The organism is Sphingomonas sp. (assembly GCF_019635455.1).
Lineage (GTDB): Bacteria > Pseudomonadota > Alphaproteobacteria > Sphingomonadales > Sphingomonadaceae > Sphingomonas.
In genome coordinates, this window is sequence record NZ_JAHBZJ010000002.1 from 394053 (window position 1) to 409177 (window position 15125).

General features: G+C 66.7%; 11 protein-coding genes and 1 pseudogene. 8 read left to right on the forward strand and 4 right to left on the reverse strand.

Annotated elements, in window-relative coordinates; genetic code table 11:
* Positions 1–92 precede the first annotated feature (92 nt).
* The 7 genes and pseudogenes from hemA to KF783_RS04615 all read left to right on the forward strand — a co-directional run bounded on the left by hemA (position 93) and on the right by KF783_RS04615 (position 7051).
* A complete protein-coding gene (gene hemA / locus KF783_RS04585; protein WP_294076916.1) occupies positions 93–1346 on the forward strand; it encodes a 5-aminolevulinate synthase in 1254 nt (417 codons plus the stop codon).
* A 42-nt stretch (positions 1347–1388) separates the two neighbouring features.
* Entirely contained in the window at positions 1389–2477 is a 1089-nt protein-coding gene (locus tag KF783_RS04590) for a phospholipase A (protein ID WP_294076917.1), read from the forward strand.
* 63 nt (positions 2478–2540) lie between these two features.
* Positions 2541–3092, forward strand: coding sequence for a redoxin domain-containing protein (locus tag KF783_RS04595; protein ID WP_294076918.1), 552 nt, complete (start codon positions 2541–2543; stop codon positions 3090–3092).
* Positions 3093–3207: 115 nt separating this feature from the next.
* Positions 3208–4233 (forward strand): GGDEF domain-containing protein, encoded by a 1026-nt coding sequence (locus KF783_RS04600; RefSeq protein WP_294076919.1) that lies wholly within the window; start codon positions 3208–3210, stop codon positions 4231–4233.
* A gap of 608 nt (positions 4234–4841) precedes the next feature.
* Positions 4842–5069 (forward strand): annotated as a pseudogene (locus KF783_RS04605) (SDR family oxidoreductase); the annotation flags it as partial.
* A gap of 54 nt (positions 5070–5123) precedes the next feature.
* Positions 5124–6125: a beta-eliminating lyase-related protein gene (locus tag KF783_RS04610; protein ID WP_294076920.1), complete on the forward strand. Its 1002-nt coding sequence runs from the start codon at positions 5124–5126 to the stop codon at positions 6123–6125.
* A complete protein-coding gene (locus KF783_RS04615) occupies positions 6122–7051 on the forward strand; it encodes an EamA family transporter (RefSeq protein WP_294076921.1) in 930 nt (309 codons plus the stop codon). The genes KF783_RS04610 and KF783_RS04615 overlap by 4 nt, the downstream gene beginning before the upstream one ends.
* Here KF783_RS04615 and KF783_RS04620 read toward each other — a convergent pair.
* Genes KF783_RS04620 through KF783_RS04630 form a run of 3 tightly spaced genes read right to left on the reverse strand, consistent with a single transcriptional unit; the run spans position 6961 to position 10788 of the window.
* The gene (locus KF783_RS04620; RefSeq protein ID WP_294076922.1) at positions 6961–7800 is read right to left on the reverse strand and encodes an NAD(P)-dependent oxidoreductase; all 840 of its coding nucleotides are present in this window, start codon (positions 7798–7800) and stop codon (positions 6961–6963) included. The two genes, KF783_RS04615 and KF783_RS04620, sit on opposite strands and share 91 nt — an antisense overlap.
* A complete protein-coding gene (locus KF783_RS04625) occupies positions 7797–9095 on the reverse strand; it encodes a M48 family metallopeptidase (RefSeq protein WP_294076923.1) in 1299 nt (432 codons plus the stop codon). Before KF783_RS04625 ends, KF783_RS04620 begins: the two co-directional genes overlap by 4 nt.
* Before the next feature lie 13 nt (positions 9096–9108).
* Positions 9109–10788, reverse strand: a complete 1680-nt coding sequence (locus tag KF783_RS04630; protein ID WP_294076924.1) for a M20/M25/M40 family metallo-hydrolase — start codon at positions 10786–10788, stop codon at positions 9109–9111.
* A 109-nt stretch (positions 10789–10897) separates the two neighbouring features.
* On the opposite strand from KF783_RS04630, the gene pepN reads away from it, so the two are divergent.
* Positions 10898–13486 carry an aminopeptidase N gene (gene pepN / locus KF783_RS04635; RefSeq protein WP_294076925.1) on the forward strand — a complete coding sequence of 863 codons (2589 nt, stop codon included), beginning with the start codon at positions 10898–10900 and terminating at the stop codon, positions 13484–13486.
* Here pepN and KF783_RS04640 read toward each other — a convergent pair.
* Positions 13483–15108 carry an alkaline phosphatase D family protein gene (locus KF783_RS04640; protein ID WP_294076926.1) on the reverse strand — a complete coding sequence of 542 codons (1626 nt, stop codon included), beginning with the start codon at positions 15106–15108 and terminating at the stop codon, positions 13483–13485. The genes pepN and KF783_RS04640 overlap by 4 nt on opposite strands.
* Between the last annotated feature and the right edge of the window lie 17 nt (positions 15109–15125).

Sequence of the window (15125 nt, forward strand, 5' to 3'; positions counted from 1 at the left end):
CAGATCAGGCGAGGCGGGACCGACATCTTCGATCACCGTCATCGCATCCTTTATGTGGCGTTTCCGCCATAAAATCGTTATCGGAGCGCGCCATGGACAGCATCGCACCCGCCGACGCTTCGCCGCGCCCCGTGGACTATTCGCGCGTCTTCACCCAGGCCATCGACCGGCTGCATGCCGAGGGGCGGTATCGCGTCTTCATCGATATCCTGCGCAACAAGGGCATGTTCCCCAACGCGCGCTGCTTCCACGGGCATAACGGGCCGAAACCGATCACCGTCTGGTGTTCGAACGACTATCTGGCGATGGGGCAGCATCCCGACGTGATCGCGGCGATGGAATCGGCGCTCCACGACGTCGGCGCCGGCTCCGGCGGCACCCGCAACATCGGCGGCAACACCCATTATCATGTGGATCTGGAGGGCGAACTCGCCGATCTGCACGGCAAGGAGGCGGCGCTGCTGTTCACCAGCGGCTATGTGTCGAACGACGCGACGCTCTCGACGCTGGCGAAGGTGCTGCCGGGCTGCATCATCTATTCGGACGAACTCAACCACGCGTCGATGATCGCGGGCATCCGCAATTCGGGATGCGAGAAGCGGGTGTGGCGGCACAATGACGTCGCCCATCTCGAAGAGTTGCTGGCGGCCGACGATCCGGCGGTGCCGAAACTGATCGCGTTCGAAAGTGTCTATTCGATGGATGGCGACATCGCGCCGATCCACGCGATCTGCGACCTCGCCGACAAATATAACGCGCTCACCTATCTCGACGAAGTGCATGCGGTCGGCATGTACGGCGCGCGCGGCGGCGGGATTTCGGAACGCGACGACGCGGCGAAGCGGCTCACGATCATCGAAGGAACGCTGGGCAAGGCGTTCGGGGTGATGGGCGGCTATATCGCGGCGGACCGCACGATCATCGACGTGATCCGCTCCTACGCGCCGGGGTTCATCTTCACCACGTCGCTCTCGCCGGTGCTGGTCGCCGGCGCGCTGGCGTCGGTCCGCCACCTCAAGGCGTCGAGCGCGGAACGCGATGGCCAGCAGGCCGCCGCCGCGCGGCTGAAGTCGATGTTCGCCGACGCCGGCTTGCCGGTGATGTCATCGACCACGCACATCGTCCCGCTCATGGTCGGGGATCCGGTCAAGGCAAAGCGGATCAGCGACATCCTGCTCGCCGAATATGGCGTCTATGTTCAGCCGATCAATTATCCCACCGTCCCGCGTGGCACCGAACGGCTCCGCTTCACGCCCGGGCCGGCGCATGACGCGGCGATGATGGCGGAGCTCACCGCAGCGCTGGTGGAAATCTGGGAGCGGCTCGAACTGCGCGTCGCTGCCTGAGGGGGACTCGCAATCGTCACCTTCGCATGGCATCGCATGGCGATGCGCGCGCTCGCCTGCCTGATCCCGCTTTGCGCCACCCCGGCGTTCGCCCAGTTGCGCGCGGTCCCGACCCAGCCGGCTTCGGAGCGCGATGCGCTGCGCGGGGTCGAGGTGATCCTGATCAACGAAGGGGCGGACCCCGTCGCGGCGGAAGGCCCGCGCCAGATCGAGGTGACCGCCGCCGACGGAACCCGGCTGGTGCTCGAACGTCTGCCCGCTCCGGTCGCGACGGTGGCGCCGGGCGGCTTCGTCAAGGCGCGCTATGTCCCGACCGCCTATGCCGCCCGCCCCTCGGTCCCCGCGACGCCGGGCGCGCCGCTGCCCGCCGGCGTCGGCGCCGCCTATCCGGCCGATCGCCCCCCGTCGGTTACCGGGGAAACAGAGGTGCTCGCTTCCCGTGGCACCGCGTCCGGCTTTCTCGACCGCTTTTCCCCGCATGAGCCGGTCTATGGCGCGTTCGGGTTGCAGGATGCGGGTGCCAAGCTGCAATTCAGCTTCGCCTTCCGCCCGTTCGATGGCGCCGGCGCGCTCGATCATCTGCGCTTTGCCTATACGCAAACAATGTTCTGGCGGCTCGATCTGCCGTCCGGGCCGTTCACCCACACCACCTATTCGCCCGAGCTGTTCGCCGACATTCCGATGGGTGACAGCGCCGCATTCGGCATCGGTTGGCGGCACGATTCGAACGGTGAGGGACCAGCCAGCTCGATCGATTCCAACCGCCTGTTCGCGCGTGTGACCAAGGCGTTCGACCTGGGTGACGGATGGCGCGCCGAGGTGACGCCGCAGGCGTGGCTGTTCGTTGGCAAGCAGGGCGTGGCCCCCGATCTCGATCGCTATTGGGGGAACGCCTCGCTCAGCCTCACGGTGATGCGGCCCGACAGCCTGAAGCTCAATGTCACCGCGCGCGGCAATCCGGAGACGGGGCGTTATGCTGCGGAATTGTTCGCCTCCTATCCACTGGGTCGGCTCGGGGGCGGTTTTGGCATCTATCTCTTCGGGCAGGCATTTACCGGCTATGGCGAATCGCTGGATGCGTTTCGGCGGCGGGACAGCCATGCCCGGCTGGGGATCGCGCTGACACGCTGACACGATCGCTTGGCGTTGGCGCGCCGCCGGCGCATAAGGGGGCGGGACAGCAGGAGAATCCCCATGCGCCTCAAGCTCTTCCTCGCCATCGCGACTCTGCCGTTCGCACTGCCGGCCGCCGCCGCGCTCGCCCCCGGGGCAAAGGCGCCGATCTTCGCCGCCGATGGCGCCATGGCCGGTCAACCGATCAAGGTCAGCCTGAAGGCGGCGTTGAAAAAGGGGCCGGTCGTGCTCTATTTCTTCCCTGCGGCGTTCACCAGCGGCTGCAATGTCGAGGCCGCCGCCTTTGCCAAGGCATTGCCCGACTTCACCGCGGCCGGAGCCACGGTGATCGGCATGACCGCGGGAAATACCGACAAGCTGATCGCCTTCTCCAGCGAACATTGCGCGGGCAAGTTCGCGGTGGCGGCGGCCAGCCCGGCGGTGGTGAAGGGATATGACGTCGTGCTGACCCGTCCGGACGGCACGCCCACGACCGTCACCAGCCGCACCAGCTATGTCATCGCGCCCAATGGCAAGATCATCTACGCCCATACCGACATGAGCCCGGTGGACCATATCAAGAATACGCTGGCGGCGGTTCAGGCGTGGCGGAAATCCGCGAAGAAGGGCTGATCCGGTCCGCAAACGGATTTCACCGCTTTTTAGCATCTGTTCCCTAAATCCGATCGCGTAACGAACTTTGCGGAGGCCGCGGCTTGCGGCTCCGCCAGGGGTGGGGACAGGGATTATGGGCGTGGCGAGAGCCGCTCGATCTGCTGGTAGCGCCGATCCGGCGCGCGAGTTGTATGAGCGGATCGGCACATTTCTGTTCGATCAGCGGCTGGAGCCGGATCCGGCGAATTTTGCCTTTGCCTATGCGCTGCTGCACGATCCCGAAGGCCCGCTGGCAAAGGCGGTCGCGGCACTGACCGACGGCGGCATTCGCCTGACCAAGCGCGATATCGAATCGCTCGGCTGCGAGCCGCCGGTAAATGCCCGCGCCGCGCGTGAAAAGGCCGATGGACTGGTCGCCCAGACCCAGATGCAGGTCGAGGGATTCCAGGACATGGTCCAGGCGATGCGCGCCGAGACCGAGGGATTCGGCCGCCATCTCGCCGAAAGCGCCGACGCGATTCGCCGATCCGGTGACGAGCTGGACGGCACGATCCTCGAGGAAGTGTCGCGGGTCACCGCCAACATGCTCGAACGCGTCCACAATGCCGAATCGCGGCTGGAGACGGTCACGCGTGAGGCGAGCGAGTTGCGCAGCAAGCTGGAGGAGGCGCGCGACAATGCCCGCCGCGATCCGCTGACCGATCTTCCCAACCGCCGCGCGTTCGAAGAGGCCTATGCCGCGCAGATCGCCGCGGGGCAGCCGGTCTGCGTCGCGATCTGCGACGTCGATCATTTCAAGAACGTCAACGACCGGTTCGGCCACTCCGTGGGGGACCGCGTGCTCAAGACGATCGCGGAGGCGCTCTCGCAAAGCTGTTCGGGGCATCTCGTCGCCCGCTATGGGGGTGAGGAGTTCGCGATCCTGTTCTCGACCGGCGATCTCGAGGTCGCGCGCGTGACGCTCGACAATGCGCGGGCCACCGTCGCGTCCAAACGCTACAGGCTGCGCGAGTCCGATGCGCCGTTGGGCGAAGTGACCTTTTCCGCCGGTGTGACGGCGGCGCGCGACAGCGAAGGCTTCGCCCCGGTGTTCCAGCGCGCCGACGCGCTGCTTTATGACGCAAAGAATGATGGTCGTAACCGCGTCATTGCTGCCTGAGATGTGGTGAAAATCACCAATTGCATCGGTGAAAATCGCCAACAAAGAGCGCAAGAAAATTATAATTCGTTATTTGTCAGTGTGTTACGCGAATTGGCACGCCCCCTGCAAACTATTGGGTATCGGCAGCCGGATGAACCGGTTGCCCGCAGGGAGTAATACATCATGGCCGTTCGTTTCGAATCCTTCGCCCGCTACGCCGTCTCGTTCGCCGGCGCCGCCGCGTTCACCCTGGTGCTCGTCGCCAACAGCGGCAGCTTGAATCTGGTCGCCTGAACCGCATTCGAACCGGGAGAAGCACCATGTTCCGTCATATCCTCATCAGCGTCCTGTCGCTCAGCCTGACCGCGATGCTCGTCGTCACCAGCGCCACGCAGGGTTCGGGCATCTTCGCCTGAACCCTGCCGGCCTGGCCGTCGATGCGGTGACGGCCGGCCTCAACGGCATTCCGCAACGGGCGCCTCGCCCGGTCATTCTGGGAACTCACCGCTTCCCCATTCGGTTGTCGAACCGAATGCGAGGAGGATGGCCGATGACCCAGATCGTTGAAATAATTCACGAAGATGCGCTGCCCGGTGATGAGCACACCCTCGACCCCCGGCCGGAATGGAATCCGCGTCAACGCGGTTGCGCCCGGCCCGATCTGGACCCCGCTCAATCCGTGTGGCGGCGCCTCGGACGAGAAGCTCGCGCAGTTCCGCGAGGATACGCCAATGGGTCGACCGGGGCAGCCCAATGAGGTCGCGCCGGCATTCCTGTTCCTCGCCTGCGCCGATTCAAGCTATATGTCGGGACAGGTGCTGCATCCCAATGGCGGGATCATCGTCAACGGATGAGCGGGCGTCGCCCGGCCGATTGACGCGCCGACATGCCGCGCGCATGGGGCGGGGATGCGCTTCTTCTCCGACAACGCCGCCCCCGCCTGTCCCGAAGTCGTCGCGGCGATCGCCGAGGCGAATGTGCAGGACACCGCCTATGACGGCGACCGGTGGAGCCAGATGCTCGACCAGCGCTTTTCCGATCTGTTCGAAACCCATGTGCGGGTGCTGTGGGTGCCGACCGGAACCTCGGCCAACTGCCTTGCGCTCGCCGCGCTCTGCCCGCCCTATGGCGGCGTGATCTGTCACCGCGACGCGCATATCCAGATGGATGAAGGCGGCGCCCCCGAATTCTACACCCATGGCGCCAAGTTGATGCTTGCCGAGGGCGACGGCGCGAAGCTGTCGCCCGACGCGATCGAGGCGGTGCTGCATGCGGTGAAGCCCGGCGTACACTGGGTACAGCCGCACGCGATCTCGATCACCAACGCCACCGAACATGGCCTGTCCTACGCGCCGGACGAGGTGGCGGCGATCGGCCGGCTGGCGCGCGACCGGGGCCTTGGCCTGCACATGGACGGTGCGCGCTTCGCCAATGCGCTGGTCCATCACGATTGCTCGCCGGCGAAGATGACGTGGCGTGCGGGCGTCGATGCGCTCAGCTTCGGCTTTATCAAGAATGGCGGCATGGGCGCCGAGGCGCTGGTCTTTTTCCGCCCCGATCTCGCCGAGGCGAGTCTGTGCCGCCGCAAGCGGGCGGGGCATCTCCAGTCAAAGGGGCGTTTTCTCGCCGCCCAGTTGCTGGCGATGCTCGACGATGATGTGTGGCTGCGCAACGCGCGCGCCGCGAATGCCGGGGCCGCGATGCTGGCCGCGCGCGCCGCCGAGCGGCTGGTGCAGCCGGTCGAATCGAACCAGCTGTTCGTACGGCTCACCGTGCCGGAAGCGGCGGCGCTGCGCGAACAGGGGTTCGACTTCTATGACTGGGGTGAGGGGCAGGCCCGGTTCGTCGTGTCATGGGATCAGGGGGAGGACGCCGTCCGCCCGCTCGCCGACGCGATCGCCGCCTTGTGAGCGACGCGGCCTCCGACCCGGCACGGCCCAATTCGACGCGGCTCGCCATCCTGATCCCGTTTGCGATCATCACGCTGATCTGGGGATCGACCTGGCTGGTCATCACCGGACAGCTTGGCGTGGTGCCGCCGACCTGGTCGGTGACGTACCGCTTCCTCACCGGCGGCGTGGCGATGCTCGCCTGGACGGCCTTCTCGCGCCAGCCGCTGTTGCTCGACCGGCGCGGCATGGCGTTCTCCGCGCTGATCGGCCTCATGCAGTTCGTGCTCAATTTCAATTTCGTGTACCGCGCGGAGCTGCACGTCACCTCGGGGCTGGTGGCGGTGGTGTTCGCACTGCTGCTGGTCCCGAACGCGCTCCTCTCCCGCATCTTTCTCGGCCAGCGGATGGGCGGCCAGCTGCTGCTCGGTTCGGCGGTGGCGATGGCGGGGGTCGCGCTGCTGTTCGCGCATGAAATCGGTCGCGATCCCTCGGTCAGTGGGCAGGTTTGGCTCGGCATCGGGCTGACCCTGCTTGGCGTATGCTGCGCCTCGGTCGCCAATGTCTTGCAGGCGACCGAGACCGCAAAGCGCTATCCGATGGCGCCGACCATCGCCTGGGCGATGCTGGCCGGCGCGGCGATGGACGGGCTCTATGCCCTCGCGACCGTGGGGGCGCCGGTGTTCGAATGGACGCCCGGCTATATCGCCGGGGTGCTGTATCTTGGTGTCGTCGCCTCGGCGATCGCCTTCCCGCTCTATTTCGGGATCATCCGGGTCATCGGTCCGGCCAAGGCGGCCTATTCCAGCGTCATCATCCCGGTGATCGCGATGCTGCTTTCGACCCTGTTTGAAGGCTATCGCTGGTCGCCGCTCGCCGCCGCTGGCGCGCTGCTCGCCGGCATCGGACTGGTGCTGGCGTTGAGGGCGCGCAGGCCGAACCGATAGTCGGGAAAGGCCGGTCGCCAGCCCAGCAGCCGTTTCGCCCTGCCGTTCGCGACGCGGCGGTTTTCGGCATAGAATGCCCGCGCCGCGGGCGACAGTTCGGCCGCATCGACCGGCTCGACCGGTGGCACCGGCATGCCGAGCAGCCGACACCCGAACGCGATCACCTCCGCCTGCGGCGCCGGCAGGTCGTCGGCCAGGTTGTAGGCACCGGGCGGGGCGTCGAACGCCGCGATCACGCCGCGTGCGATATCATCGACATGGACGCGGCTGAACACCTGTCCCGGCGCGTCGATCCGCCGCGCGTCGCCCGCCCGGATCCGGTCCAGCGGCGAGCGACCAGGGCCATAGATGCCCGGCAGGCGGAACACCCGCGCCCCGCGCGCCAGCCATGCCGCGTCGGCCGCCGCCCGGGCGCGACGTCGCCCGCCCCCGGTCGGCGCGTGCTCATCGACCCATGCTCCACCGGTGTCGCCATAGACCCCGGTCGAGGAGAGATATCCGGTCCAGGCGCGTGTCGCGGCCAGATCGCGGCCATAGCCGGCCAATACCGGGTCGTCCTCGCCCGGCGGCACCGACGACAGAATATGCGTCGCCCGCGCCAGTTCGAACCGCACCCGGTCCGCGTCGTCGAACGCGACCTGTCCGCCGCGTCCGGTCCCCGCGATCCGCGCCATCGGCAGCGCGGCGGCGATCCGTCCCGCGCTGTATCCCATCCCGAATACGAACAGCCGGACGCCGGCGCCGCTCATTCCTTCGACAGGTCGATCTGCGGCTTGACCATCGTCGCGCCGGGGACATGGTCCTTCTTCCACTGCATCGCCCGATGCACACGGGTCGATCCCGACGGGTGATCGAAGAACAGGAATTCCTCGACAGGTCCCGGTTCGATCTTGCGATATTCGGACAGGCGCATCGCCACCTTGGCAAAGCCGTCGGGTTCGCGCGCGGCGTCCAGGCCGAACGCGTCGGCGGCGCTTTCGTTGGTGCGGACCAGCGTGTTCATCACCGGCGCCAGGATCAGCCCGGCGACCGCCGCCAGCGCCATGAACACCGATGTCGCGGCCGGATCGGCGACGTCGCGTACCCCCCAGCGGCGTCCGAATCGCGCGATCAGAACGGGCGCGATGCGATAGATGGCATAGAAGATCGCGGCGAGGATCAACGCCATCGCGCCCAGCAGCTTCCACACATGTCCCAGCACGTAATGGCCCATCTCATGGCCCATCACCGCGGCAACCTCGTCCGCGCCGGTGCGGTTGAGCAGATTGTCGTTGAGCGAGATGCGGATCGTCGGACCCAGGCCCGAGACATTGGCGGAGATACGCTTGTGCTGTTTCGACTGGTCAAAGACATAGATGTGCTCGGCCGGTATGTTCTGCGCCTTCGCCATCGCGACGATGCGGTCGCGCAGCGGCCCGGCCGGCATCTCGCTATAGGTGTTGAACAGCGGCGCGATGAACACCGGCGCGATCAGCGCCCCGATCGCCGCAAAGCCCAGCAGCGTTCCCGCGCCCCACAACCACCAGCTGCGCGGAAACGCGCGGATCACCGCGAAAACCGCGGTCAACAGCAGCGCGACGACGATGATCGCGATGCCGAACTGGATCGCCTGCTCGCCCGCCCATGCGCCGGCGCTCTGGCTCATCAGCCCATAATGTTTCTCGCGCAGATAGCCGGTGTAGATCGTCCAGGGCAGGGCGATCAGTGCCGTCGTCACGACATAGGGCAGGGCGAACAGCGCCGGCACCAGCCAGCGCCGGCGCGTCACCCGCTCGGCCCAGCCGCGATAGCGCGCCGACAGGCCGGTGAAGAGCATCACGCCTTCGGTCGCCACGGTCACCAGCGTACCCCACAGCAGCAGCCAGTAGCCGCCCTCGAAATAGGCGTCCGACTTCGCCCGCGCCGGCCCCTGCAACAGGTCGAGATAGGCGCGGCTCGCCCGCTCCACATCGAAGCCGCCGGACTGTGCGGCGTGTGCGGCGCCGGTCAGCGCCACCATCAGCCCGCATGCCAACGCCCCTGTCGCGACCCTTTTCCAGCGCATGTTAGCTCCTCGTTTATCTGGCCCCGTAGCCGTCATAGAGCAGGCCGAAGAAATCGCCCTTTTTCCAGCGCGGCCGCGCGTCGGCATCGGCGATTTCCCGCGCGATCGCATAGTTTGCGTCGATGAACCGGACGCCTTGATCCCACAGGATTTCGGGGTTGCCGACCTCGTCCGACGGGCGGTGATAGCGGGTTGCCAGGAAGCGTTTGAACGCCTCGCCCCCGGCGCCTGCCTGGCCGGGCCACAGAAATACCGAGGGAATCCCCTGCTGGACGAAGCGATAATGGTCGGAACGGACGAAAAAGCCCTGTTCCGGCATCGGATCCTGGCCGACACCCACTCCGACGCTCGCCGTCGCCCGCGCGACCGTCTCGCCCAGCGTCGATCGTGCCGCGCCGAACGCGATCATATCCTCGAACCGGTAGGTGATGACCGGCATGTCGAGGTTCACATCGGCGACGATACGGTCTTTCGGCACGGTCGGGTTGTTGGCGAAATAATCGGCGCCGATCAGCCCCTTTTCCTCCGCCGTCACCGCCAGGAACAGCACCGACCGGCGCGGCGGCTTGCCCGAATCGCGAAAGCGTTTCGCCTCCTCGATCAGCGAAGCGATCCCCATCGCATTGTCCATCGCGCCATTATAGATCGTGTCACCCTTCGCGTCGGGCCGGCCGACCCCGACATGGTCGAGATGCGCGGACAGCACCACGACTTCGCTGCCGATCCGCGGGTCGCTGCCCGGGATGATGCCGGCGACGTTCGAACTCATCACCGTCTTGCGCTCGGTGCGGATCGCGACGGTCAGCGTCGTCCCGGCGGCGAAGGCGGGAACGCTCGCCTTGCCGCCCTCGACCGCCTTCGCCGCGAGCGCCCATCCCTTGTCGCCGGCGAACAGCTTGTCCGCGCCCGCCGCGCTGATCGTTCCCAGCGTCGGCGTGCCGCGTGCGATCAGATGCCCGTTCCCCTGCGCATCGGCCCAGGTCATGCGCCAGCTGTCATAGCCGTCCGCCTGCCGCGCAAAGGATCGCACCCGTGCCGATGTCGGCGTTTCGACGATGATGACCCCGGCCGCGCCCTTGTTCGCGGCGATCGCCGCCTTGTTGGCGTTGCTGCCGAAATGGGCGCGCTCTTCGCCGTCGAACTGACCCGGCGCGCCGGCGAGGAAGGCGACGATCTTCCCCTTCGCATCGATGCCCTTGTAATCGTCGCGCGCATATTGCGGGGCGACGATGCCATATCCGGCGAACACCACCGGCGCTTCGATCAGCGTGCTGGCACGTTCGGGGTTGCCGGTCGGAACATAGTCCTCACCGAACACCAGATTGACCGGCTTGCCGCCACGCGTCACCGTCATCGTTCCCGGCTCGGCCACGCGATAGCTCAGCAGCGGCACCTTCTGTAGATAGCCGCCCTCGTCGCCCGCGGGGCGCAGGCCGGCGGCATAGAATTGCGATGCCACATATTGCGCGGCGATGTCATATTCGGGCGATCCGGCCTCGCGCCCGCGCATCGCGTCGCTCGCCAGGAACATCACATGCGCCTTCATCGCCGCTTCGGCGGCGGGCAGCGGCGCGTTGACCCGCCGGTTGACGTCCGTCGCGCTTTCCGCGCCCGCCTTCGCTGGCGGCGCTTCCTGGGCGGCGAGCGCTGTCGTCAGGCTCAGCAGGGCAAGGGCGAACGCGGGACGCAACATGGACGGACCTTCAGTTGAACAAAAGCTGCGCCGAGGCGTAGCATTGCAACCATATGCCGCAACGCATTTTTGGGATGCTCCCGCCCCCTACCCCGTCTAAGGCCGTCCGATGATCGACGTACTCGCCGCCACCCCCACCGTCACACGCCGCGCGGACTATCGCCCACCCGACTGGCTGGTTCCCGACATCGCGCTCGACCTCGACCTCGATCCGGCAAAGACCCGGGTGCGCGCCACGCTGACGGTCGAACGCAACGGAGCGCATGACGCGCCGCTTCGGCTCGACGGCGACGGCCTGACCCCGCTTGCGGTGCGCGTGGATGGCGTGGACGCCGCCTGGACGATGGATGGCGGCGTGCTGGTCGTTGCGCTGCCCGGCGATGCGCACCGCGTCGAGACCGAGGTCGAGGTCGAGCCGGAGCGCAATACCCAGCTGATGGGTCTCTATGCCTCGGGCGGCAACCTCTGCACACAATGCGAGGCGCAGGGATTTCGCCGCATCACCTTCTTCCCCGACCGGCCCGATGTGCTCAGCCGCTATCGCGTGCGGATGACGGCGGACAAGGGGCGCTACCCCGTCCTGCTCGCCAATGGCGATCCAGTCGCCTCGGGTGACGTGGGCGGGGGGCGCCACTGGGCCGAATGGAACGACCCGTTCCCCAAACCCTGTTACCTGTTCGCGATGGTCGCCGGCGACCTTGCCGCCAATCGCGCCACCTTCACCACCCGGTCGGGGCGCGAGGTTCAGCTGGGCATCTGGGTCCGCGAACGGGATCTGCCCAAGACCGACCACGCGCTCCATGCGCTCAAGCTCAGCATGGCGTGGGACGAACAGGTCTATGGCCGCGAATATGATCTCGACGTGTTCAACATCGTCGCGGTCGATGATTTCAATTTCGGCGCGATGGAGAATAAGGGGCTGAACATCTTCAACAGCCGCTACATCCTGGCCGATCCCGACACCGCGACCGATTACGACTATGACGCGATCGCCGCCGTGGTCGCGCACGAATATTTCCACAACTGGTCCGGGAACCGCATCACCTGTCGCGACTGGTTCCAGCTGAGCCTCAAGGAAGGCTTCACCGTCTATCGCGACCAGGGGTTTTCCGCCGATCAGGGATCCGCTGCGGTCAAGCGGATCGAGGATGTTCGCGGCCTGCGCGCGGCCCAGTTTCCTGAGGATGCCGGCCCGCTCGCGCATCCGGTGCGTCCCGACGAATATCTCGAAATCAGCAACTTCTACACCGCGACCATCTATAACAAGGGCGCGGAGGTCATCCGGATGATGGCGACGATCCTGGGACCCCAGAAATTCCGCGCCGCGACCGATCTCTATTTTCGCCGGTTCGACGGCACCGCCGCGACGTGCGAGGATTTCGTCGCCTGCATGGAAGAGGCCGGCGACGTCGATCTCGCGCAATTCCGCCTGTGGTATTCACAGGCCGGCACGCCGCGCGTTACCGCCACCCTCACCCATCATATGGGGGACGATCGCGCGCATCTGTCCCTGTCCCAGCTGGTGCCGCCCACGCCGGGCCAGCCGGAAAAGGCGCCGATGGTGCTGCCGCTGCGGATCAAGCTGTTTGGCGCGGAAACCGGCACGCCGATCGCCGGGGAACGGCTGGTGCTGCTGTCGGACGCAGAGGCGGAGATCGCCTTCGACGCGGTGAGCGAACGCCCCGTGCTGTCGATCAATCGCGGCTTCTCGGCGCCGGTGATCATCGACAGCAATCGCAGCGCCGCCGATCTCGCCTTCCTCTCCGCCCATGACGACGATCCCTTTGCGCGGTACGAGGCGATGCAGCAGCTGATGCTCGACACGCTCGTCGCGGCGGTCACCCATGGCCATGCGGATCACGGCCCGGTGATCGATGCGGTGCGCAATACGCTCGCCGATCCCGCGCTGGACCGCGCATTCGTCGGTGAAGCGGTGCTGCTCCCGTCGGACAGTTTCATCGGCGATCAGTTGCCGGTGGTCGATCCCGAGCTCATCTTCCAGAAGCGGGAAGCGCTGCGTCGCGATCTCGGCCGCACGCTGGAGGATCAGTGGCGCGACGCCTATGACGCGGTGAAGGCAAACCGGTTCGAATATTCGCCCGCGGGCAAGGGCGCGCGCCGGCTCAAGAACGTCGCGCTCGGCTATATCAACGCCAGCGGCGCGACCGACGGCCCCGATCTCGCCTTCAGCCAGTTCGAACATGCCGACAATATGACCGACCGGCAGGGCGCGCTCTCCAGCCTGGTCAACAGCGCGTCGGACAAGCGGATCGCCGCGCTCGATATCTTCTATCATCGCTATGCCGACAATGCGCTGGTGCTCGACAAATGGTTCCAGACCCAGGCGCTATCGACCCGCGCCGACACGGTGGATGCGGTCGAGGAACTGGCGGCGCATCCGGATTTCACGCTGGCGAACCCCAATCGCGCCCGTGCGCTGGTCGGGGCCTTCGCGGTCAATCAGCGCGGATTCCACGTCGCCGACGGGCGCGGTTACCGGTTTGTCGCGGACCAGCTGATCGCGCTGGACAAGCTCAACCCCCAGACCGCCGCCAAGCTGGTGCCGCCGCTGGGCCGCTGGAAACGCTACGATGCCGATCGTGCCGCGAAGATGCGCGCGGAACTCGCGCGGATTCTCGCGACGCCGGGCCTCAGCAAGGACATGACCGAACAGGTCGGCAAGAGCCTGGAGGGTTAAGCCATCGCGTTGCGTCCGCGCGCGACCGTCGCGACATGGCCGACCGCCGCCGATGGCACGCGCCGCGCCACGGTATCGACGAACATCCATTCGTTGGTCGCCGTGTCCGGCGTCAGCGTCAGCGCCATATAGCCCCGGCGAGACGTGTCGCACCATTTGAGCTCGGGGTTCGTCGCCACCATCGTTGCGGCGATGACGCGGGGATCGGGCGCGAACGCCGTCTCGAACCCGGTCGACGTCACCGCATGACCGGCAAATTCGACGCCGGCGGGCATGCCGCGATTGGCCAGATCGAACGCCCAGCCATTGTGGCTGTCCCCCGACAGCACGATCAGGTTCGCGTTCGCACGCTGCGCCGCATCCAGGAAGCGTTCGCGTGCCGCCGGATAGCCGCCCCAATTGTCCGGATTGAGCGGCAGGCCCAGGCTGCCGAGCAGCACCGCCGCCTTGACCCGCGCCTGCGCCAGCGCGCTGGCATCCGGCTTCAGCCAGCTTGCCGCGATCCCCGGCGCCTTCATCGCGCCCATCACCGTGCCGACGCCGGCAAGCTGCCAGCGGACCCCCGCCCGGACCGATCGTGCCATTTCGTCGGCGATCCAGGCTTCCTGCGCACTCCCCATCATCGTCATCGCCGGATCGCGCCAGCTGCCATCGCGAAAGGCGCGGATCGCCTGGCCCGGGTCGGCGGCCATCGCCAGGCTCTGGAAGGATGGCTGGCGTGATCGCGCGAGCAGCCGGGTCTCGGTTCGGAACAGCGTCGCGAGCGTGCCGATCGAATAGGCTTCCCACGGCGCGTCCGACACCGGCATCCACTCGCGCCATGCCTGCATCGCCGCGGCCTTGCGCGTGCTCCAGGCCCCTTCGGTCGCCGGGTCGTGATTTTCGGCGCCGCCTTCCCAGCTGTCATTGGCGGATTCATGGTCGTCCCAGCTGGCGATCAGCGGCACCGCCGCGTGCAGCGCCTGAAGATCGGGATCGCTGCGATAGCTGGCATAGCGCAGCCGATAATCGGCGAGCGAGATCGCCTCGCTCGCCGGGAGCGGGAAGCGTCCATCGATCGTCTCTCCGCGATCGGGATAGGTTCCGTTGCGATATTCGTAGAAATAGTCGCCCAGATGCAGCGCCAGATCGATGTCCCCGCGCGCGGCGGCATGGGCATAGGCGTTGAAATAGCCAAAGCCGATGTTCGAGCAGGAAAAGACCGCGATGCGGAACCGTTCCACATTACCCTCGGGCAGGGTCCTGCCCTGTCCCACCGGCGAAAAGCTGCCATCGGGTCCGACGAAGCGATAATGATAGCGCGTGCCGGGATTGAGGCCGGTCGGCGTGATCTTCACCGTCCAGTCGCGCCATGGACCGGTGACCTGTTCCCCCGCCGCGACCGGCCTGGCGAAGTCCGCGCTCGTGGAAATCTGAAGCGTCACGCGCGCCGTGTCGCCCGATCCGACGAACCGGGTCCAGCACAACAACGATGTCGCCGCCGGTTCGCCGCTGGCGACGCCGTGGCTGAAACCGCGCGCGCCGGCCAGTTGCGGGGTGCGCGCGAATCCGGGGACGGCATATGCGCCAAGCCCCAGCGTCCCGGTCAGCACCAGCGACCGGCGGTCGATACGGATCGTCATGACGGCCCTCTCCTCCT

Coding starts and splice junctions, on each gene's coding strand:
- pepN (WP_294076925.1), top strand. CDS start 10,898: ATGATCGACGTACTCGCCGCCACCCCCACCGTCACACGCCGCGCGGAC.
- KF783_RS04595 (WP_294076918.1), top strand. CDS start 2,541: ATGCGCCTCAAGCTCTTCCTCGCCATCGCGACTCTGCCGTTCGCACTG.
- KF783_RS04620 (WP_294076922.1), bottom strand. CDS start 7,800: ATGAGCGGCGCCGGCGTCCGGCTGTTCGTATTCGGGATGGGATACAGC.
- hemA (WP_294076916.1), top strand. CDS start 93: ATGGACAGCATCGCACCCGCCGACGCTTCGCCGCGCCCCGTGGACTAT.
- KF783_RS04590 (WP_294076917.1), top strand. CDS start 1,389: ATGCGCGCGCTCGCCTGCCTGATCCCGCTTTGCGCCACCCCGGCGTTC.
- KF783_RS04640 (WP_294076926.1), bottom strand. CDS start 15,108: ATGACGATCCGTATCGACCGCCGGTCGCTGGTGCTGACCGGGACGCTG.
- KF783_RS04600 (WP_294076919.1), top strand. CDS start 3,208: ATGGGCGTGGCGAGAGCCGCTCGATCTGCTGGTAGCGCCGATCCGGCG.
- KF783_RS04625 (WP_294076923.1), bottom strand. CDS start 9,095: ATGCGCTGGAAAAGGGTCGCGACAGGGGCGTTGGCATGCGGGCTGATG.
- KF783_RS04610 (WP_294076920.1), top strand. CDS start 5,124: ATGCGCTTCTTCTCCGACAACGCCGCCCCCGCCTGTCCCGAAGTCGTC.
- KF783_RS04630 (WP_294076924.1), bottom strand. CDS start 10,788: ATGTTGCGTCCCGCGTTCGCCCTTGCCCTGCTGAGCCTGACGACAGCG.